17 protein-coding genes are annotated in these 19,374 nt (G+C 61.4%); 9 read left to right on the forward strand and 8 right to left on the reverse strand.

Translation table 11 applies throughout. The features are described from left to right. Nucleotides 1–37: 37 nt before the first annotated feature. From K6L24_RS00655 to kdpD, 6 genes are all read left to right on the forward strand, one after another. Nucleotides 38–973: a LysR family transcriptional regulator gene (locus tag K6L24_RS00655; RefSeq protein ID WP_222681851.1), complete on the forward strand. Its 936-nt coding sequence runs from the start codon at nucleotides 38–40 to the stop codon at nucleotides 971–973. Between the two features lie 158 nt (nucleotides 974–1,131). After that, complete coding sequence (gene kdpF / locus K6L24_RS00660; protein WP_084344168.1) at nucleotides 1,132–1,221, forward strand: K(+)-transporting ATPase subunit F; 90 nt, start codon at nucleotides 1,132–1,134, stop codon at nucleotides 1,219–1,221. After that, nucleotides 1,221–2,906, forward strand: coding sequence for a potassium-transporting ATPase subunit KdpA (gene kdpA / locus K6L24_RS00665; RefSeq protein WP_222681852.1), 1,686 nt, complete (start codon nucleotides 1,221–1,223; stop codon nucleotides 2,904–2,906). Before kdpF ends, kdpA begins: the two co-directional genes overlap by 1 nt. Nucleotides 2,907–2,922: 16 nt before the next feature. After that, nucleotides 2,923–4,971, forward strand: a complete 2,049-nt coding sequence (gene kdpB, locus K6L24_RS00670) for a potassium-transporting ATPase subunit KdpB (protein ID WP_062743914.1) — start codon at nucleotides 2,923–2,925, stop codon at nucleotides 4,969–4,971. An 11-nt stretch (nucleotides 4,972–4,982) separates the two neighbouring features. Then, nucleotides 4,983–5,555, forward strand: a complete 573-nt coding sequence (gene kdpC / locus K6L24_RS00675; RefSeq protein ID WP_222681853.1) for a potassium-transporting ATPase subunit KdpC — start codon at nucleotides 4,983–4,985, stop codon at nucleotides 5,553–5,555. Between the two features lie 61 nt (nucleotides 5,556–5,616). After that, a complete protein-coding gene (kdpD, locus tag K6L24_RS00680) occupies nucleotides 5,617–8,307 on the forward strand; it encodes a two-component system sensor histidine kinase KdpD (protein ID WP_118665248.1) in 2,691 nt (896 codons plus the stop codon). Here kdpD and K6L24_RS00685 read toward each other — a convergent pair. The 4 genes from K6L24_RS00685 to K6L24_RS00700 form a co-directional block, all read right to left on the reverse strand. After that, entirely contained in the window at nucleotides 8,285–8,887 is a 603-nt protein-coding gene (locus tag K6L24_RS00685) for an alpha/beta hydrolase (RefSeq protein ID WP_062743911.1), read from the reverse strand. The two genes, kdpD and K6L24_RS00685, sit on opposite strands and share 23 nt — an antisense overlap. Nucleotides 8,888–8,966: 79 nt before the next feature. Then, nucleotides 8,967–9,464, reverse strand: a complete 498-nt coding sequence (locus tag K6L24_RS00690; protein ID WP_062744129.1) for a TIGR00645 family protein — start codon at nucleotides 9,462–9,464, stop codon at nucleotides 8,967–8,969. A gap of 216 nt (nucleotides 9,465–9,680) precedes the next feature. Further along, nucleotides 9,681–9,887 (reverse strand): hypothetical protein, encoded by a 207-nt coding sequence (locus tag K6L24_RS00695; protein WP_062743910.1) that lies wholly within the window; start codon nucleotides 9,885–9,887, stop codon nucleotides 9,681–9,683. Between the two features lie 13 nt (nucleotides 9,888–9,900). Then, nucleotides 9,901–10,233: a helix-turn-helix domain-containing protein gene (locus K6L24_RS00700; RefSeq protein WP_062743909.1), complete on the reverse strand. Its 333-nt coding sequence runs from the start codon at nucleotides 10,231–10,233 to the stop codon at nucleotides 9,901–9,903. Nucleotides 10,234–10,434: 201 nt separating this feature from the next. On the opposite strand from K6L24_RS00700, the gene K6L24_RS00705 reads away from it, so the two are divergent. Further along, the gene (locus tag K6L24_RS00705) at nucleotides 10,435–11,343 is read left to right on the forward strand and encodes a LysR family transcriptional regulator (RefSeq protein ID WP_072277422.1); all 909 of its coding nucleotides are present in this window, start codon (nucleotides 10,435–10,437) and stop codon (nucleotides 11,341–11,343) included. Here K6L24_RS00705 and K6L24_RS00710 read toward each other — a convergent pair whose 3' ends face one another. Next, nucleotides 11,344–12,249, reverse strand: a complete 906-nt coding sequence (locus K6L24_RS00710) for a siderophore-interacting protein (protein ID WP_062743908.1) — start codon at nucleotides 12,247–12,249, stop codon at nucleotides 11,344–11,346. Between the two features lie 193 nt (nucleotides 12,250–12,442). Here K6L24_RS00710 and K6L24_RS00715 point away from each other — a divergent pair, with 193 nt between their 5' ends. Continuing rightward, a complete protein-coding gene (locus K6L24_RS00715) occupies nucleotides 12,443–13,573 on the forward strand; it encodes a GNAT family N-acetyltransferase (RefSeq protein ID WP_062743907.1) in 1,131 nt (376 codons plus the stop codon). A 22-nt stretch (nucleotides 13,574–13,595) separates the two neighbouring features. Here the strand turns inward: K6L24_RS00715 and K6L24_RS00720 are convergent, their stop codons facing one another. Genes K6L24_RS00720 through K6L24_RS00730 form a run of 3 tightly spaced genes read right to left on the reverse strand, consistent with a single transcriptional unit; the run spans nucleotide 13,596 to nucleotide 18,168 of the window. After that, complete coding sequence (locus K6L24_RS00720; protein ID WP_062743906.1) at nucleotides 13,596–15,428, reverse strand: ABC transporter ATP-binding protein; 1,833 nt, start codon at nucleotides 15,426–15,428, stop codon at nucleotides 13,596–13,598. 44 nt (nucleotides 15,429–15,472) lie between these two features. Then, nucleotides 15,473–16,141, reverse strand: a complete 669-nt coding sequence (locus K6L24_RS00725; protein ID WP_062743905.1) for a TerC family protein — start codon at nucleotides 16,139–16,141, stop codon at nucleotides 15,473–15,475. Between the two features lie 50 nt (nucleotides 16,142–16,191). Beyond that, entirely contained in the window at nucleotides 16,192–18,168 is a 1,977-nt protein-coding gene (locus K6L24_RS00730; RefSeq protein WP_062743904.1) for a sigma-54-dependent Fis family transcriptional regulator, read from the reverse strand. A 186-nt stretch (nucleotides 18,169–18,354) separates the two neighbouring features. Here K6L24_RS00730 and K6L24_RS00735 point away from each other — a divergent pair, with 186 nt between their 5' ends. Continuing rightward, on the forward strand, nucleotides 18,355–19,374 hold the full coding sequence (locus tag K6L24_RS00735; RefSeq protein WP_118665252.1) for a Gfo/Idh/MocA family oxidoreductase: 1,020 nt from the start codon (nucleotides 18,355–18,357) through the stop codon (nucleotides 19,372–19,374).

Here is a 19,374-nt window from a genome sequence, read left to right on the forward strand (position 1 = left end):
GGTAAAAAGGCGTTTTCTCCTGCCACCGGATCCCGCCATGCTGAAGCTCAAACCGCTGTACTATTTCAAAACTGTGGTCGAAAAAGGCTCTATTTCGGCTGCGTCACAGGTGCTCTACACCGCACAGCCGCCGATCAGCAAGGCACTGTTACAGCTGGAGTCCCACTGGGAACTGCGGCTGTTTGAACGTACCCCGCGCGGCATGATCCCCACCGATGCCGGGCGTTATCTTTACCAGCGCGCCAGCGATCTGTTACAGCTGGCAGAGAGCATTGAGGGAGAGATGCACGCCTTCCGCGAAGGGCAGTGCGGCGTGCTGCGTATTGGTTGTGTCGATATGGCGACAGGCCTGCTGGCCGGGGCCATTGCCGCACTGCGTGCAGACTACCCGGAGCGTCAGTTTTCGCTGCATCAGGGCGATCCACTCTTTCTGGAAGAGCTGCTGGAGCGCCGCCAGATTGACGCCGCGCTGGTGCATCTGCCGCTGACCCTGACGGCCAGTGATGTTGACAGCATGGCACTGCAACAGCTTTGCGTGCGGGCGCTGTGCCTGGCTGATGACCCGCTGGCGGAGGCGTCATCGCTATCGCTGGCGGCGCTGGCGACGCATCCACTGGTGCTGCTGCGCCGCCAGCGTGGATTCGGCATGTACGAACGGGTGCTGGCCTGTTTTCATGATGCTGGCCTGACGCCTGATGTGGTGGCCCAGGCCAGCGATCTGCCGGTGATGAAACAGCTGGCCCGTCAGGGCGTGGCGATCGCCCTGGTGCCGTCGCTGGGCGACAGTCCGCCGGACACCGGGCTGGTGGCGCTGGCGGTGCCTGAACTGGACGGTGCCGCCGACAGGCTGGCACTGATTTATCATCATCCGCACGCCGGGAGCGCGGCACTCAGGCCACTGCTGAGCTATTTTATGGCCGTCGCCGCGCCCGGCGGGTGTCCCGGTGAGAAAGCAGAGCAACCTCTATTGTAAGGGCAGCATGCCTTCACCCCCCGTGTCAGCAGAAGAAATCTTCGCCACAGGTGGCCCATTTTTATACTTTTTTTACACCCCAGCCCCGCATTTTTACATCAACTTTGCACGCCACTCGCAACAATAGCTGAACTGAATAACGCCTCTGGAGGTGTGTTGTGAGCGTCGCTGTGATTACCGGCATTGTGCTGGTCTGTTTGCTGCTGGGCTACCTGGTGTACGCCCTGATCCGTGCGGAGGAGTTCTGATGGCCGCTCCCGCATTTTTACTGATTGCCACCTACCTGGTGCTGCTGATGCTGCTGGCCCGCCCGCTGGGTAAAGGGCTGGCGCGGCTGGTGGATGACCGGCCACTGCCCGGCATGGCCGGGGTGGAGCGCGTATTGTGGCGTGTGAGCGGCGTGGCCCCGGAAGGCATGAGCTGGCAGCGTTATCTGTGGGCGATCCTGCTGTTTAACGCCTGCGGCCTGCTGCTGCTGTTGGCGATACTGATGAGCCAGGGCAGCCTGCCGCTGAACCCGCAGCACCTGCCGGGACTGAGCTGGGATCTGGCGCTGAACACCGCCGTCAGCTTTGTGACCAATACCAACTGGCAGGCGTACGCCGGGGAAAGCACCCTGAGCTATTTCAGCCAGATGGTCGGCCTGACGGTACAGAACTTCCTGTCGGCAGCCACCGGGATGGCCGTGGCCTTTGCCCTGATGCGCGGCTTTGCCCGCCGGGCGCTGGGAGAGCTGGGTAACGCCTGGCGGGATATCACCCGCATCACTCTCTGTGTGCTGCTGCCGCTGTCGCTGCTGATGGCGCTGTTCCTTGTCAGCCAGGGCGTGCTGCAGAACACCGACGGCTACCTCAGCCTGACGACGCTGGAAGGGGTGAAACAGACGCTGCCAATGGGGCCGGTGGCCTCGCAGGAAGCGATTAAAATGCTCGGCACCAACGGTGGCGGCTTCTTTAACGCGAACTCCGCGCATCCGTTTGAAAACCCGACCGCCTACAGCAATTTTGTACAGATGCTGGCGATCTTCCTCATCCCGGCCGCGCTCTGTTTTGCCTTTGGCGATGTGGTGCGTGACCGCCGTCAGGGCCATGTGCTGCTGTGGGCGATGTCGCTGATGTTTATCGGCGCGGTGGCGGTAGTGATGTGGGCTGAACTGAACGGTAACCCGCACTTCCTGACGCTCGGCGCAGACAGCGCCATCAATATGGAAGGCAAGGAGACGCGTTTCGGCATCCTGAACTCCAGCCTGTTTGCGGTGATCACCACGGCGGCCTCCTGCGGTGCCGTCAATGCGATGCATGACTCCTTTACCGCACTGGGCGGTATGGTGCCGATGTGGCTGATGCAGATCGGCGAGGTGGTGTTTGGCGGCGTCGGGGCCGGGCTGTACGGCATGCTGCTGTTCGTGCTGCTGGCGGTGTTTATCGCCGGGCTGATGATCGGTCGCTCGCCGGAGTATCTCGGCAAAAAAATCGACGTCTGGGAAATGAAAATGACCGCGCTGGCAATCCTGGTCACGCCCTGCCTGGTGCTGCTGGGGACCGCGCTGGCGATGATGACCGACGCCGGACGCAGCGCGATGCTGAACCCGGGCACACACGGCTTCTCGGAGGTGCTGTATGCGGTGTCATCGGCGGCCAACAACAACGGCAGTGCCTTTGGTGGCCTGAGTGCCAATACCCCGTTCTGGAACCTGCTGCTGGCGTTCTGCATGCTGGCGGGCCGCTTCGGCATCATTATTCCGGTGCTGGCGATTGCCGGTTCCCTGGCGCTGAAAAAGGTACAGCCCGCAGGCCAGGGCACGCTGCCCACCCACGGGGCGCTGTTTATTGCCCTGCTGATTGGCACGGTGCTGCTGGTTGGTGCGCTGACCTTTATCCCGGCGCTGGCCTTAGGGCCGGTGGCGGAACATCTGCAAACGATCGGACGTTAACGGGCGGAGAAGAGAGATGAGTCGTAATCAACAGGCGCTATTTGATGGAGCGCTGATGCGTACCGCGCTGCTCGATGCGTTTAAAAAACTGGATCCGCGTACCCAGGTACGCAACCCGGTGATGTTTGTGGTGTGGCTGGGCAGTATGCTGACCACGCTGCTGGCCATCGGTATGGCCAGCGGAAACATGTCCGGAGACACCGGTTTTACGTCGTCCATTGCCGTCTGGCTGTGGTTTACCGTGCTGTTTGCCAATATGGCCGAAGCCCTGGCGGAAGGGCGCAGTAAGGCGCAGGCCAACAGCCTGAAAGGCATTACCAAAACCAGCTTTGCCAAAAAACTCGGGGAACCGAAATACGGTGCCAGCCATCAGTCGGTGGCCGCCGAATCGTTGCGCAAAGGCGACTGGGTGCTGGTGGAAGCCGGCGATATGATCCCCTGCGATGGCGAGGTGGTGGAGGGGGGCGCATCGGTGGATGAAAGCGCCATTACCGGTGAGTCAGCGCCGGTGATCCGCGAATCCGGCGGTGACTTCTCCTCGGTGACCGGCGGTACGCGCATTCTCTCCGACTGGCTGGTGGTGCAGTGCAGCGTCAACCCGGGGGAAACCTTCCTGGATCGCATGATCGCCATGGTGGAAGGGGCCAAACGGCGTAAAACGCCAAACGAGATTGCGCTGACCATTCTGCTGGTAGCGCTGACCATCGTCTTTCTGCTGGCCACCGCGACGCTGTATCCGTTTACCGCCTGGGCGGGAGAGCCGGTCAGTCTGACCGTGCTGGTGGCGCTGCTGGTGTGCCTGATCCCCACCACCATTGGCGGCCTGCTGTCGGCCATTGGCGTGGCCGGCATGAGCCGCATGCTGGGGGCCAATGTCATCGCCACCAGCGGGCGTGCGGTGGAAGCCGCCGGTGATGTGGACGTCCTGCTGCTGGATAAAACCGGCACCATCACCCTCGGTAACCGTCAGGCAACACAGTTCCTGCCGGCCGCCGGTATCAGTGAACAGCAGCTGGCCGATGCCGCGCAGCTGGCCTCACTGGCTGACGAAACCCCGGAAGGGCGCAGTATTGTGGTGCTGGCCAAGCAGAAATTTAACCTGCGTGAACGTGACCTGAAAAGCCTGGATGCCACCTTTATCCCGTTCTCGGCGCAGACGCGTATGAGCGGAGTGAACGTGCAGGACCGGACGGTGCGTAAAGGGGCAGTGGATGCGGTACGCCGCCATATCGACAGCAACGGCGGCCAGTTTCCCCTTGAAGTCAACGGGCTGGTGGAGCAGGTGGCGCGCGCCGGCGGTACGCCGCTGGTGGTGTGCGACGGTGCCACCGTGCTGGGCGTGGTCGAACTGAAAGATATCGTTAAAGGCGGCATCAAAGAGCGCTTTGCCGAACTGCGCAAAATGGGCATCAAAACCGTGATGATCACCGGGGATAACCCGCTGACAGCGGCGGCTATTGCCGCCGAAGCCGGGGTGGATGACTTCCTGTCGGAGGCGACGCCGGAAGCCAAACTGGCGCTGATCCGCCAGTATCAGGCAGAAGGGCGGCTGGTCGCCATGACCGGGGATGGCACCAACGACGCGCCGGCGCTGGCCCAGGCCGACGTGGCGGTGGCGATGAACTCAGGGACGCAGGCGGCGAAAGAAGCGGGCAACATGGTCGATCTGGACTCTAACCCGACCAAGCTGCTGGAGGTCGTGCATATCGGCAAGCAGATGCTGATGACACGCGGGTCGCTGACCACCTTCAGCATCGCCAACGACGTGGCGAAGTACTTTGCCATTATCCCGGCCGCCTTTGCTGCCACGCTACCGCAGCTCAACCGGCTGAACGTGATGCACCTGCATTCGCCCAACTCCGCCATCCTGTCGGCGGTGATTTTTAACGCGCTGGTGATTGTGTTCCTGATCCCGCTGGCGCTGAAAGGCGTGAGCTACCGTCCACTGAGTGCCGCCGCGCTGCTGCGTCGTAACCTGTGGCTGTATGGTGTGGGCGGTCTGCTGGTGCCGTTCGCCGGTATTAAACTGATTGATATGCTGCTGACCCTGCTGGGTCTGGTATAAGGAAAATAATAATGAGCCAATTACGTCCTGCCCTGTTTTTACTGATCGTACTGACGCTGGTGACCGGGCTGCTCTATCCTCTGTTAACCACCGGACTGGCACAGTGGTGGTTCCCACAGCAGGCGTCCGGCTCGCTGCTGCGGGTGGAGGGCACCGTGCGCGGGTCGGCCCTGATCGGCCAGAGCTTTACCCGGGCGGATTATTTCCAGGGACGGCCCTCCGCGACGGGCGATGCGGCGTATAATCCGCTGGCCTCCTCCGGCAGTAACCTGGCGGGCAGCAATCCGGCGCTGGATCAGGCGGTAGCCGGACGCGTGGCGGCGCTGCGTGCCGCCAACCCACAGGCCAGTGCGCAGGTGCCGGTGGATCTGGTTACCGCCAGCGCCAGCGGCCTGGATCCGCAGATTTCACCTGCCGCCGCCCGCTGGCAGGCCCCGCGCGTGGCGGAGGCGCGGCATTTAGCGCTGGAAACCGTGGAGCGGCTGATTGCCGACCACACCGGGACGCCCCGCCCGGCATTTATTGGTGAACCGGGTGTTAATGTGCTGGCGCTGAATCTGGCGCTGGATGCGATGCAGCGTTGAACCACACGCAGGCGTCGGGCATCCCCCGACGCCTGCGGTTTCTGGCTAATAAAGGAATCTGATGAACGACGAACTCCAGCGCCCGGACCCGGATGCCTTGCTGCGTCTGGCGGCGGAAAGCCGGCGCGGTAAGCTGAAAATTTACTTTGGTGCCTGCGCGGGCGTCGGCAAAACCTGGGCGATGCTGCAGGAGGCCCGCCGTCTGCGTGCGCAGGGGCTGGAGGTGCTGGTGGGCGTGGTGGAAACGCACGAGCGCCCGGAAACGGCGGCGCTGCTGGCCGGGCTGACGATACTGCCCCGCCGTGCCACCGGGCAGCATCGTCACCCCGAGTTCGACCTGGACGCGGCGCTGGCCTGCCACCCGGCGGTGATCCTGATGGATGAGCTGGCGCACAGCAACGCGCGCGGCTCGCGCCATCCGAAGCGCTGGCAGGATATTGAAGAGCTGCTGGATGCGGGCATTGATGTGATGACCACCGTTAATGTGCAGCATCTGGAGAGCCTGAATGATGTGGTGGGCGGCGTCACCGGTATCCGCGTACGGGAAACCGTACCCGATCCCTTTTTCGATGCCGCCGACGAGGTGGTGCTGGTGGATCTGCCGCCGGACGACCTGCGCCAGCGGCTGAAAGAGGGTAAGGTCTATATCGGGGAGGGGGCCGAGCGTGCCATTGAAAACTTCTTCCGCAAAGGCAACCTGATTGCCCTGCGCGAGCTGGCGCTGCGGCGCACCGCCGACCGCGTGGACGACCAGATGCGCGCCTGGCGCGACACCCAGGGGCGCGAGAAAGTCTGGCACACCCGCGATGCGATTTTGCTGTGCATCGGGGACAACAGCGGCAGCGAAAAGCTGGTACGCAGCGCCGCCCGCCTTGCCGCCCGGCTCGACAGCGTGTGGCACGCGGTCTATGTCGAAACCCCCCGGCTCTATCGCCTGTCTGAAGCGCGGCGGCGCGGTATTCTGCGCACGCTGCAGCTGGCGCAGGATCTCGGGGCGGAAACCGCGACCCTCTCCGATCCCAGCGAAGCCAACGCCGTGCTGCGCTATGCCCGTGAACATAACCTCGGCAAAATTATTATCGGCCGCCGGCCTGCCCGGCGCGCGTGGCGTGAGCGTTTTGCTGACCGTCTGGGGGAGCTGGGGCCGGATCTCGATATTCTCATTGTCGCGCTGGACGACCCGCCGCCGGATGCCGTCAGCCCGCTGGCGCCGCGTGCCGGGGGGAGCGAAGGTAAATGGCGTGCTCAGATGAAGGGCTGTGCCGCCGCGCTGCTGCTGTGCGCGCTGGTCACCGTCGCCGGACGCTGGCTGCTGCCCGCCGTCGACTCCGTCAACCTGGTGATGGTCTATCTGCTGTCGGTGGTCATCGTCGCCCTGCGCTATGGCCGCTGGCCGTCGGTGGCGGCAACGGTGATGAACATCGTCGCGTTCGATCTGGTGTTTGTGGCCCCCACCGGCACCATGGCGGTATCGGACGTGCAGTATCTGGTGACCTTCGGCGTGATGCTGGCGGTTGGGGTCATCGTCGGCAATCTGACGGCCGGGGTGCGCTATCAGGCGCGGGTGGCGCGCTACCGTGAGCAGCGCGCGCACCATCTGTATGAGATGGCGAAGGCCCTCAGCCGCGCCCTCAGCCAGCGTGATATTGCCACCACGCTCCAGCGCAGCGTGGAGAGCACGCTGCAGGCCCGCAGCGAACTCTATTTACCCGATGAGCAGGGTGAGCTGGTGTCGGTGGGCGATACGCACCTCAGTGCGGTACCGGACCGCGCCATTGCGCGCTGGAGTTTTGATAAAGGCCAGCCCGCCGGGGCGGGAACCGATACGTTGCCCGGCGTCCCCTGGCAGATGCTGCCGCTGAAAAGCGGCAGGGAAACGCTGGGCCTGCTGATCCTTGAACCGCTGAATCTGCGCCAGCTGATGATCCCGGAGCAGCAGCGGCTGGTGGAAACCTTCACCGTGCTGATCGCCAACGCGCTGGAGCGGATGAACCTCAGCCAGCGCGAAGCGGTCTCCCGCCTGGCCGCCGAGCGTGAACAGCTGCGTAATGCGCTGCTGTCGGCGCTGTCCCACGACCTGCGTACGCCGCTGACGGTGCTGTTTGGTCAGGCGGAAATTCTTACACTGGATCTGGCGTCTGAAAACTCACCCTATGCGCCCCAGGCCAGCGCGATGCGTGAGCAGACGCTGAATACCATTCGTCTGGTGAACAACCTGCTGGATATGGCGCGTCTGCAGTCCGGCGGTTTCCTGTTACGTCGCGAGTGGATGGCGCTGGATGAACTGGTCGGCAGCACGCTGCGTCAGCTGGCACCGCTGCTGGCCGGGCGCAACGTCACGCTGAACCTGCCGCCGATGCTGCTGATCGACGTCGATGGTCCGCTGATGGAGCGGGTATTAAGTAATCTGCTGGAAAACGCGCTGAAGTACGGGGGAGCGGGGGCAGATATCGGTATCAGCGCCACGCAGCCGTCGGCGCAGCAGCTCCAGCTTGAGGTCTGGGACAGCGGCCCGGGGATTATTTCCGGGCAGGAAAAGCTGATTTTCGAGAAGTTTTCACGTGGCGACAAGGAATCGGCGGTGCCGGGGGTCGGACTGGGACTGGCAATCTGTCAGGCGATTGTCACCCTGCATGAAGGGACCATCCGGGTGGAGAACCGGCCGCAGGGCGGGGCACGCTTTATCATCACGCTGCCGCTCACCCCACCGCCGGAGCTTGAGGACTATATTACGCCAGACACGACGCAATAAAGGCAGCAGCACGCGCGGCACCCTGTGCCGAAATGGCGTGGCCCACGCCCGGTTCATACTGGCTGCTGACCTGCACGCCCAGTGTGCGCAGACGCTGCTCCGCGGATTCACTCTCCTGCACCGGGATCACCTCATCGGCCATGCCGTGCACCAGCAGTACCGGGGTATTCAGCGCCGGGGTGAGCGGTAGAGGGGACGACAGGCGGCCGGAGAATGCCACAATGCCGGCCAGCGGCCAGCGGCCGGATACCAGCGCATCCAGCGCCATGATCGACCCCTGCGAGAAACCGGCCAGCACCACCTGGTCGGGACGGTCACTCATCTGATGCTGGTCAAGGATTGCCTGAAGCGTCTGGTCAAACGCCGCCCGCGCTTGCGCCACGCGGGCAGGGCGGTTTTCCGGGGTGACGCCCGTCAGGCTGAACCACTGCCAGCCTGCGCCGTGTTCAAAATGTACAGGGGCATTGGGGCTGGCAAAGCGCACGCCCGGCAGGGTGGATGCCCAGTGATCGCCCAGGCCCGCCAGGTCATCGCCGCTGCTGCCGACGCCATGCAGTAAAATGACAAGTCCCTGCTTCATGGTTGTCTCCTGAAATCAGTTCAACACCGCTGTTCCCGGGGAGGAACGCCTTATCTGCCTGCCATCAGCAGAGGCGGGCTTACAGCTTATCCTTGCGCGACATACTGTCCAGATAGCCCATCACAAAGGCTGACAGCACAAACGTCAGGTGGATAATCACGTACCACATCAGTTTATTATCCGGGATATTCTTCGCATCCATAAACACCCGCAGCAGGTGAATGGAGGAGATCGCCACGATGGAAGCGGCCACCTTATTCTTCAGCGAGCCGGAGTCCATCTTACCCAGCCAGTTGAGCTTCTCTTTATGCTCACCGATATCCAGCTTGGAAACAAAGTTTTCGTACCCGGACAGCATCACCATTACCAGCAGCCCGCCCACCAGTGTCATGTCGATCATCGACAGCAGCACCAGCACCATGTCATTTTCTGTTATCTCAAGCACGTGCGGCAGCAGATGGATCAGCTCCTGGAAAAATTTAATGGCCAGCGCCACTAATCCCAGCGACAGCCCGAGGTAAATCGGGGCCAGCAGCCAGCGTGCAGAATAAATCAGGTTTTCGACAAAACGTTCCATAGCATCCAGTTCACCATTCAACAGGGCGGACAGTATACCTGATGGCTGAAGCATTTCTTCAAGAGGCGGGCGGTTAAAATCGCGGAATTTAAACGACTTTACGTTATGCGCCGGCAGAACAGGCGACGTTTTGCGGTGGCTGCAGTGACGATGCGTTCCTGCCCGTCCGCCTGTCCGGCGTGGCAACCGCCCGCGCTGCGTCGGTCAGTTGCCCGGCTAGAGGTGATTTTCCCCGGAGGACAGGTCATCCTGGCTGCCCTGCGGCAGCAGGTCGTTAACCGGGCGCATCACCTTTTTCAACTGGCGCTCGTAGCCGAACGGGCTGCCCTGATCGCGATCGCTCTGCGGGCTGGCCGCGGCCTGGCTTATGCAGGGGAGGAACATCACCGCCAGCAGGGCGGTCATTCTGGCAAACTGTGACACGTGGGCTCCGGGCTTAGTGATACTGGCGATACTGGATACGGTAATCACGCGGGGTGACGTTAAAGTGTTTTTTAAACACCCGCTGGAAGCACTGCTGGGAAGAGAAACCCAGGTCCGTTGAAATGGCCATAATGGTTTTCGTGGAGCTCACCAGGCACTGTGCGGCCTGATCGAGGCGACGGCTGCGAATAAATGTCGCCAGCGTGATGCCTTTCTGCTGTTTAAACGCGCGTTGTAAGTGCCACTTTGAGTAGCCCGATTTTGCCGCAACCGTTTCGATATTCAGCCCTTCTTCAAGGTGATCGTCGATCCAGTCGACGATAACGTCGACGATTTCATTTTTCATGTTGAGCTCCGCGATGACGGGCTTGCGCCCACTCCTGCCTTAAAAAAACAAGGAAGTTAGTTATTGTTTTGATTTTATTGAAATAATTGCGATATGAAAAAAAACGAAGAACATATCAAAAAAACGTGGAAGCGATGGTATTAGAGCGCTTAAAATAGTTCAAATAGATAATTTTAATCTTAGATAATAGATACTACCTATATGCCATCGAATATGGACCTGAACCTGGTCCGGGTGTTTATCGCGATTTATGAAACGCAGAGCGTCAGCGGCGCTGCCGCACGTCTGTATATCACCCAGCCTTCCGCCAGCTACGCCTTAGCCCGGCTGCGGGATACCACCGGAAATGAGCTGTTTAAGCGCAGTCGTAAAGGCATGTTGCCGACGCCCACCGCCACGCAGCTTTATACCGTATTTAAAAAATCTCTCAGCGGTATTGAGAAGGCGGTGGCGGACACCCGCAGCTTCTCGCCGGACACATCCTTTCACAAATTTCGTCTCGCCCTCTCTGACCTCGGGGAGCTGCTGCTGCTGCCCGGGCTGGTGAGGCACCTGCGCACGGTGGCTCCTAACGTTCAGCTGGAGGTGATCCCCGTAGAGATGCGTAAGCTGGATGAGTGGTTGCTGACGGGGAAAGTCGATGCCGCTCTGTGCAGCCGCAACGAGAGCATCTCGCTGGCCCAGCGTGACCGGATTATGGATGAGCGCTATGTTTGTCTGTTACACCGTGAACACCCGCGCATCGGCGAGACGCTGACGCAGCAAGCGTACCTGGAAGAGCAGCATATTATCGTGTCGACCATCAGCGGCCATTATCTGGTCGAGGAGCGGATCAAAGAGTATGGCTTTGAGCGGCGGGTGGCGCTGGAGGTGCCGCACTTTGCTGCGCTGGGGGAGTTGATTGCTTCCAGCGAGCTGCTGGTAACCTTGCCGTCCAGCGCGGCAAAAATCTACGTTGCGCGCGGCAACGGCAGGATTATCGAACTGCCGTTTACCTTACCGAACCTTGAGGTGTATCTCTATGCACACACGGAAATCGGCGATATCACGGCCAAAACCTGGTTTTATAACACGCTGAAAGAGACCAGCCAGCGGCTGATGACGCGATGATCACCCCTCGCGGCGTGGGCCGCGACTCCAGTACGCCATAAAGCTGATGCATTCCGGCGACAGACCGCGCTCGCCAATCAGGTAGCGGCGTAGCTGCTTGACGGCGCTGGACTCGGCGGCCACCCAGCCGTGGAAGCGCTTATCGCCGCTGTCGGCGCGATCCCAGAGAATATCGCCTTCGCTTTCTTCATGCAGCTCGCCCCGCACCAGCGCGCTGGCAGGCAGGATCACCTGCTGCTGTACCGCGCTCAGTAACGCTTCGCCGTGGGATGCCCCGATCACTTCGCGCGGCAGCCAGTGAATATCGGCAAACCGGTAGTGGCTGAGGTCAACACAGTCGCCACGCTTCGGCACTTCGAGGAACACCTGCAGCTGCGGTGGGTTATCCCAGCCGGCCAGCTGCTCCAGGATTGCCTTTGCTGCCGGCAGCGCCGTTTCGTCCGCCACCACCAGCGCCCGTTCAACGTCCGGGTGCGGGGCCCACTCGTAGCCGCCGCTGCTGGTCGGACAGGCAAGGTTGGGGGCCACCATTTGCAGCGCCGCACCCGGCTCCGCCGACAGCGCCCACGCCGATGCCGGGCCTTCGGTGCCGTGCATGACAAATTCCACTTCCACCTCAGCGGCTTCTGCATTGACATGACGGAGGGTATAGGTGCGCGCAATCGGACGGCTTTCCTGCGGCATGGCCCGCGCTTTCTCCCACCAGGTTTTATCCCCGTCGTCGGTCAGCGATGACGGCGTGCCGTTAAGCGACGGAAAAAGCAGCTTAATGCGCTGATCCGGCGCATCCATCTTCATCTGACGGATATCCTGGCCGCTGAAAACGCAGCGCAGCATCGAAGGTGAAAGTACCTGCTTACGCGCCAGCACCACATTAAATAAGCGATAACCCTGAACACCCGCCATAAATCCGCCTCGTAAAGCTGAAAGCCGCGCACGTATGACAACGTGCATAAGGTCGGCAAGAATAGCAAAGCTAAATGATAATGAGAATGAGTATGAGCCTTCTTTACATGAAGGCCGCCGTAATAACGGATTGATCCCGGCACGAAAAGCGGTCAACGTAAGCCTTTCCCTGTGGTAACTGCGGAGCACGCCGATGTCCCTGATGGTCCTGACACAGCTGACCGATATTCCCGCCAGTCAGTGGGATGCCCTGACCCCCAACGATCAGCCTTTTTTACGTCATGCGTTTCTTTCGGCACTGGAGGAGAGCGGCGCGGTCAGCCGCGCCAGTGGCTGGCAGCCGCAGCATCTGCTGTGGCTGGAGAACGGGACGCCACGGGCCGCGATGCCGGGCTATGCCAAACATCACTCGATGGGTGAATACGTCTTCGATCATGCCTGGGCCGAAGCCAGCGAACGGGCAGGCATTCCTTACTATCCTAAATGGCTGTCGGCCGTGCCGTTCAGCCCGGTCAGCGGCGCGCGGCTGCTGGGCGAGGCAGGCGCGGGGGCACAGCTGCTGCAGGCGCTGCCGGGCTTCCTTGAAAGTCAGTCGCTGTTCAGCGCCCATATCAATTTCAGCGATGAGCGGGTTCAGCACGGCCTGGCGGACGATCCCCGCTGGCTGCCGCGCCTGGGCTGCCAGTATCACTGGCACAACCGGGGGTTTCGTGACTTTCAGGATTTTCTCGATCTCCTGACCTCACGCAAACGCAAACAGCTGCGCAAAGAGCGCCAGCTGGTGGCCAGCCAGGGGGTGGAGTTTGTCTGGTATGCGGGGGGCGACGTGCAGGAAGCGCAGTGGGATTTTATCTATGCCTGTTATGCGAACACCTACCGGATACGCGGCCGTCAGCCTTATCTGGCGCGTGATTTTTTCAGCCTGCTGGCCGAACGCATGCCGGAAGCCATCCGCGTGGTGATCGCCAGCCAGCACGGCGTACCGGTGGCAATGGCCTTCAGCCTGGTGGACGGCGACACCTTCTACGGCCGCTACTGGGGCTGCCTGGAGGAGTTCGACCGCCTGCATTTTGAAACCTGCTTCTGGCAGGGAATGGAGTATGCCATTGCCCACGGCCTGCGGCGTTTTGATGCCGGGGCGCAGGGCGAGCATAAGCTGATCCGCGGGTTTGAGCCGGTGCTGACCGAGTCCTGGCACCTGCTGCGTCATCCCGGATTACAGGATGCCGTTGCCGGTTTCCTTGATCAGGAGCGGGACGGCGTTCGCGCCTGGGCGGAGGAGGCCCGGTCGGCGCTGCCGTGGCGTCAGGGAGACGGGCAGTGATGCCCGCCGCCCCGGGCGACAATCAGGCGTCGCCGACAAAACCGCCGGTCTGGTGCTGCCACAGGCGCGCATACAGGCCGCCTTTTGCCAGCAGTTCGCTGTGGCTGCCGATCTCGACGATACGCCCCTGTTCGAGCACCACCAGCCGATCCATGCGGGCAATGGTGGACAGGCGGTGGGCGATGGCAATCACCGTCTTGCCGCCCATCAGCGTTTCCAGGCTCTCCTGAATGGCGGCTTCCACTTCGGAGTCCAGCGCCGAGGTCGCCTCATCCATAATCAGGATTGGCGCATCCTTCAGCAGCACGCGGGCGATGGCAATACGCTGACGCTGGCCACCGGAGAGCTTCACGCCGCGTTCGCCCACGTGGGCATCCAGCCCGGTGCGTCCCAGCGAGTCAGACAGCTGCGGGATAAACTCGTCGGCCTTCGCCTGATGCACGGCCTGCATCAGTTCGTCCTCCGTGGCATCAGGGCGGCCATACAGCAGGTTGTCACGAATCGACCGGTGCAGCAGTGACGTATCCTGAGTGATCATGCCAATCTGCGCCCGCAGGCTCTCCTGGCTGACCTCCGCAATGTTCTGGCCGTCAATCACAATGCGCCCGCCGTTCAGGTCGTACAGCCGCAGCAGCAGATTGACCAGCGTCGACTTCCCGGCCCCGGACGGGCCGATCAGACCAATTTTTTCACCGGGACGGATCGTCAGCTGTAAATCGTCGATCACCTGGCGTTCGCCGCCGTAGTTAAAGCGGATGGCGTCAAAGTGGATTTCACCCTGCTTAACCTGCAGCGCGGGGGCGTGGGGTTTATCGCTGACCTTCACCGGCTGGGCGATAGTTTGCAGGCCGTCCTGCACCATGCCGATATTTTCGAAGATGCCGTTCACCACCCACATAATCCAGCCCGACATATTGACGATGCGGATCACCAGGCCGGTAGCGAGGGCAATGGCCCCGACGCTGATCAGCGACTGCGTCCACAGCCACAGGGCCAGACCGGTGGTGCTGATAATCAGCAGGCCGTTCAGCGTGGTGACCACCACGTCCATGCTGGTCACCATCCGCCCCTGACGGCGGGTTTTCACCGTCTGGTCGCTGATTGCTTCGCGCGCGTACTGCTGCTCCAGGTCACTGTGAGCGAACAGTTTTAGCGTGGTGATATTGGTGTAACCGTCGACAATGCAGCCCATCAGGCGCGAGCGCGAATCGCTGGAGGCGACCGAACGGGCCTTCACGCGCGGCACAAAGTAGCGCATGCACAACACATAGCCGACTATCCAGATCAACAGCGGAACGGTCAGCCGCCAGTCGGCTTCGGCAAACAGCACCAGCGTGGTGATGGCATAAATCAGCACGTGCCACAGGGCATCCACCGCCTGCACCGCCGAGTCGCGCAGGGCGCTACCGGTCTGCATAATGCGCTGGGCGATACGTCCGGCGAAATCATTCTGAAAGAAGTTCAGGCTCTGGCGCAGCACGTAGTTATGATGCTGCCAGCGGATCATACTGGTCATGCCGGGGTTGATGGTCTGGTGCACCAGCAGGTCATGCAGGCCAATAAACAGGGGCCTGAAGAGCAGCGCGACGGCGACCATCCACAGCAGTTCTCCGCCGTGGTCACTGAAAAAGGTGGCGGCGGGGCTGGTATTGACCAGATCGATTATCCGGCTGAGGTAGCGAAACAGCGCCACTTCGATCAGTGAGGCGACCAGGCCGATAATCAGGAGCAGCGCGAAGCAGGGCCATACCTGACGCAGATAAAACAGATAGAATGCCCAGACGTTAGCGGGCGGCGTGTCGGCCGGGGCATCCCTGAAGATATTGATCATCCTTTCAAAACGGCGATACAGCATAACGCAGGCTCACTTTTACGGCAGGGAACCTGGAGTTTAGTGCATCAGGGCTTCGCCAGTACACTTCTCCCTACGCCATACCCCATCACCAGCAGCGCGCCGACCGTGCCGGCAATCCAGTGCAGTGATGCCAGATGGCCGGTAAAACGCAGCAGCGCCGGGTCTGTCACCAGCATACTGCCCGCAATCCAGCCAATCAGCGCCCCGCCCAGCGTGACGATAAACGGAAAGCGCGACAGCACTTTCAGCACCAGTTGGCTGCCCATCACAATCACCGGAATGCTGATCAGCACGCCCAGGGACACCAGCCAGACGTTACCTTTCCCGGCGGCCGCCACGGCCAGCACGTTATCAAGCGACATCACCACGTCGGCCAGGGTGATCGTCAGGACCGTTTTCCACAGGCGGCTATCGCTGCTGACGCTGGCCTCTTCCTCATCATTGCTGACCAGCTTAAAACCAATCCACAGCAGCAGCAGGCCACCGGCCACCTTCAGCCACGGTAGCGCCAGCAGCTGCACGGCGATGATCAGCAGCACCACCCGGGCGACAATGGCCCCGATCGTGCCGAGAATAATGGCTTTTTTCTGCCTCTGCGGCGGAAGTTTGCGGCAGGCGAGGGCGATCACCACGGCATTGTCGCCCCCCAGTAGCAGGTCAATCGCCACGATTTGCAGCAGGATAAGGGCGAAATCAAGATGTTCGAACCACATAAGCACTCAGTTAACGCAGAGGAGAAGGGTCACCGAATGACCCGCTGGCATCAGCGCCGGAAGTCGTTGGCGCTGATCTGATATTTCTTCAGTTTATTATACAACCCGGCGCGAGACAGCCCCATGACCTGAGCGGCCTGACGAAGGTTGCCGTTAAGCGCGTCGAGCGTGGTAATGATATGCGCGCGCTCCTGGCTGTCAAGGCGTGCTGCCTGCCGTGGCGCAGCGCGGGGGACCGCAGGGGCGAACTGGCTGCCCTGCAACACCTCATCCGGCAGATCCTGTACATCGATAAACAGGCCGGTGGTCATGTTGATCGTCCGTTCGACGATGTTTTCCAGTTCGCGGACGTTGCCCGGCCACGGATACTGGCTCAGGGCGTCCAGGGCGCGGGGGGTGAACTGCACGTTGATCTTTTTCAACTGGGTACAGACTTTCTCGCGGAACCACTCGGTCAGCGCCGGAATATCGCTGCTGCGCTCGCGCAGGGCCGGGATCGGAATGGAAATGACGTTAAGACGGTAGTAGAGATCGCGACGGAAAGCGCCGGTCTCCACTGCCCGAATCAGGTTGCAGTTGGTGGCGGCAATGATGCGCACATTGACCTTGACCGGCTGTGAGGCGCCGATGCGTACCACCTCACTCTCCTGCAGGACGCGCAGCAGGCTGGTCTGTGCCTCCAGCGGCATATCACCGATCTCATCCAGAAACAGCGTCCCGCCTTCGGCCAGTTCAAATTTTCCTGCCGCGCCACCCCGGCGGGATCCGGTAAACGCACCGTCCACGTAGCCAAACAGTTCGCTCTGCACCAGATCACGCGGCAGCGCGCCGCAGTTGACGGCAATAAAGGGTTCGCTGCTGCGCAGGCTGCCATTATGGATCGCCTGGGCAAACAGTTCCTTGCCGGTGCCGCTCTCGCCGGTCAGCAACACCGTGCTGTCGCTGCGGCTGCTACTGCGGGCTTTGTCTATCGCCACCTGTAGCGCGGGCGCGCTGCCGCGTAGCATATCAAAGGTATAACTGGCGCTGGCCCCCATCACCCGGCGGGTGATGGCGCGGATGCGCTGGTTTTCACGCAGCGTGATCACTCTGCCGCCATCCGTGGCGGGCATCACCGACACCAGACAGGGGATGGGCGGGCCACCCTCGGGCGTAAAAATGATTTCACGATCATTGCAGAACCCCGTGGTGGTCAGGCGAATATTTTCAGGATTAAGCCGGTCGTCCACCTGCTGGCCAGCCCGCACTTCGATCTGGAAGATCTGCCGGGCATAGCGGTTGATGGTTTTGATCGTCCCTGCGCGATCGAGCACGATCACCCCCTCATTCAGCGTTTCCAGGATCGAGGTCTGTTCGGCCAGCAGGGCCTGCAGGATCAGCTGCTGGCGAATCGCTTCGGCGGCGGCCTGTACCGTACCCAGCGTGTGATAGTGAAAATTATCCTGGCTGGCGGTAAGCGTCAGCACGCCGATCATCTGTCCTCCGGCATCGCGGATCGGTGCCGCCGCACACTGCAGGTGACGCTGACGCAGGGCGAGCTTCCAGTTTTCCCCGTTAAGGATATAGACCAGCCGCTGCTGCTTCAGGCAGCAGGCCGTGCAGTTGGTGCCCATTTCAGATTCGGTGAGCAGACTGCCGACGGGCGTAAGGTCGCGCCCGCAGCAGGAAAGGGTGATGCCCTGCGCGCTGGTCAGATTGATATGCCCGTCCGGGTTGTAGGCCAGCAGGTTTTCCATAATGGTACCTGCCACTTCAATCAGCCCGGCGTTATCGGCCAGAATCTGCCTGACCTCCTCCTCCGGCGGGGAAGTATAGGCAAAGTGCGACGGATCAATGCCGGCGTCGCGGCTGCGCTGCCACGAACTGAGCACCTCCGGGCGCACAAACGCGGGCTCCCGCCCGGCATCGAAGTCATGTCTTGCCTGCTCCAGCAGAGTGTCCCAGTGGCTGGCTTCGCGCCCCGCAGGCAGGTGCGGCTGCCCGTCACGCTCTGTGTGGATGGCTGCGGATAGATGTGGCTGGTTCATCGCTACTCCCTCTCATGGAATGTCCATTTTATCGACATGTTAAGTAGACATGTTTTATTTGTGTCCATTTTGTGATCGCCACGAGCAGCGCGCGACGCGCCAGACGGGCTTATGCACTCTGGCATAGGGTTTGCTTATGTCTGTTTAACCAGGAAACCGTCAGCCAGCCACCTTAAGGGGAACACAATGTCAGTCACTAACAAACACGTCCGTGTGGGATTAATCGGCGCAGGGCGCATGGGCAGCTTCCATGCCACGTCGCTGGCGCAAAAAGTGCCGGGTGCGGTGCTGGCCGCCGTTGCTGACCCGGTGCCGGGGGCGGCACAGCGCCTGGCAGAGCAGCTCGGCGCAGGGAAGTTTTACAGTGAACCGCAGGCGATGCTGGACGATCCGGAGATTGATGCGGTACTGATCGCCACCCCGGCACGTACCCACGCAGAACTGGTGGCCGCTGCTGCCCGCGCCGGCAAGCACGTGTTCTGTGAGAAGCCGATGGCGATCACGCTGGAAGAGGCCGACCACGCCATTGCCGCCGCCCGCAGCGCGGGGGTGGTGTTACAGGTGGGCTTTAACCGTCGCTTTGCCCGTGGCTTTGCCGCCGCGCTGGCCGCCATCGCGGCGGGGGAGATCGGCACCCCGCAGCTGATCCGCTCCCTGACCCGCGACCCGTCACCGCTACGCGATCCGAGCGGTATCCCGCCCTGGACCATTTATCTGGAAACGCTGATCCACGACTTTGACACGCTGCTGCACTGCAATCCCGGCGCGAAACCGGTGGAGGTGTATGCCATTGCGGATGCGCTGGTGCGCCCGGACTTTAAAGACAAGGGGCTGCTGGATACCTCGGTGGTGACGATTCGTTTTGATAACGGGGCGATAGCGGTGGCCGATGCCAGCTTTGAAGCTGTGTACGGCTACGACGTGCGGGCAGAGGTGTTCGGCAGTAACGGCATGTTCCAGATGGGCAATATCAACGTCAATAACTGCGTGCGCTACGGCGCGGGTGGGATCGCCATTGAAACCTCCCGCCAGGATACAGACCTGCTGGCAGAAGCCTATGTGGCCGAACTGAGTGAGTTTGTGCGCTGTGCGGCCAGCGGGGAAACCCCACGCGCCACCGGTGAAGATGCGCGTAACGCGCTGGAAATCGCCCTGGCCTGTATCGCATCTGTCCGCCAGGGCAAACCGATTCAACTACGAGGATAA

Origin of the sequence: Erwinia persicina, from assembly GCF_019844095.1 — a bacterium.
In the GTDB taxonomy this organism is placed as follows: Bacteria; Pseudomonadota; Gammaproteobacteria; order Enterobacterales; family Enterobacteriaceae; genus Erwinia; species Erwinia persicina.

Coding starts and splice junctions, on each gene's coding strand:
- K6L24_RS00655 (WP_222681851.1), top strand. CDS start 38: ATGCTGAAGCTCAAACCGCTGTACTATTTCAAAACTGTGGTCGAAAAA.
- kdpA (WP_222681852.1), top strand. CDS start 1,221: ATGGCCGCTCCCGCATTTTTACTGATTGCCACCTACCTGGTGCTGCTG.
- kdpB (WP_062743914.1), top strand. CDS start 2,923: ATGAGTCGTAATCAACAGGCGCTATTTGATGGAGCGCTGATGCGTACC.
- kdpC (WP_222681853.1), top strand. CDS start 4,983: ATGAGCCAATTACGTCCTGCCCTGTTTTTACTGATCGTACTGACGCTG.
- kdpD (WP_118665248.1), top strand. CDS start 5,617: ATGAACGACGAACTCCAGCGCCCGGACCCGGATGCCTTGCTGCGTCTG.
- K6L24_RS00685 (WP_062743911.1), bottom strand. CDS start 8,887: ATGAAGCAGGGACTTGTCATTTTACTGCATGGCGTCGGCAGCAGCGGC.
- K6L24_RS00690 (WP_062744129.1), bottom strand. CDS start 9,464: ATGGAACGTTTTGTCGAAAACCTGATTTATTCTGCACGCTGGCTGCTG.
- K6L24_RS00700 (WP_062743909.1), bottom strand. CDS start 10,233: ATGAAAAATGAAATCGTCGACGTTATCGTCGACTGGATCGACGATCAC.
- K6L24_RS00705 (WP_072277422.1), top strand. CDS start 10,435: ATGCCATCGAATATGGACCTGAACCTGGTCCGGGTGTTTATCGCGATT.
- K6L24_RS00710 (WP_062743908.1), bottom strand. CDS start 12,249: ATGGCGGGTGTTCAGGGTTATCGCTTATTTAATGTGGTGCTGGCGCGT.
- K6L24_RS00715 (WP_062743907.1), top strand. CDS start 12,443: ATGTCCCTGATGGTCCTGACACAGCTGACCGATATTCCCGCCAGTCAG.
- K6L24_RS00720 (WP_062743906.1), bottom strand. CDS start 15,428: ATGCTGTATCGCCGTTTTGAAAGGATGATCAATATCTTCAGGGATGCC.
- K6L24_RS00725 (WP_062743905.1), bottom strand. CDS start 16,141: ATGTGGTTCGAACATCTTGATTTCGCCCTTATCCTGCTGCAAATCGTG.
- K6L24_RS00730 (WP_062743904.1), bottom strand. CDS start 18,168: ATGAACCAGCCACATCTATCCGCAGCCATCCACACAGAGCGTGACGGG.
- K6L24_RS00735 (WP_118665252.1), top strand. CDS start 18,355: ATGTCAGTCACTAACAAACACGTCCGTGTGGGATTAATCGGCGCAGGG.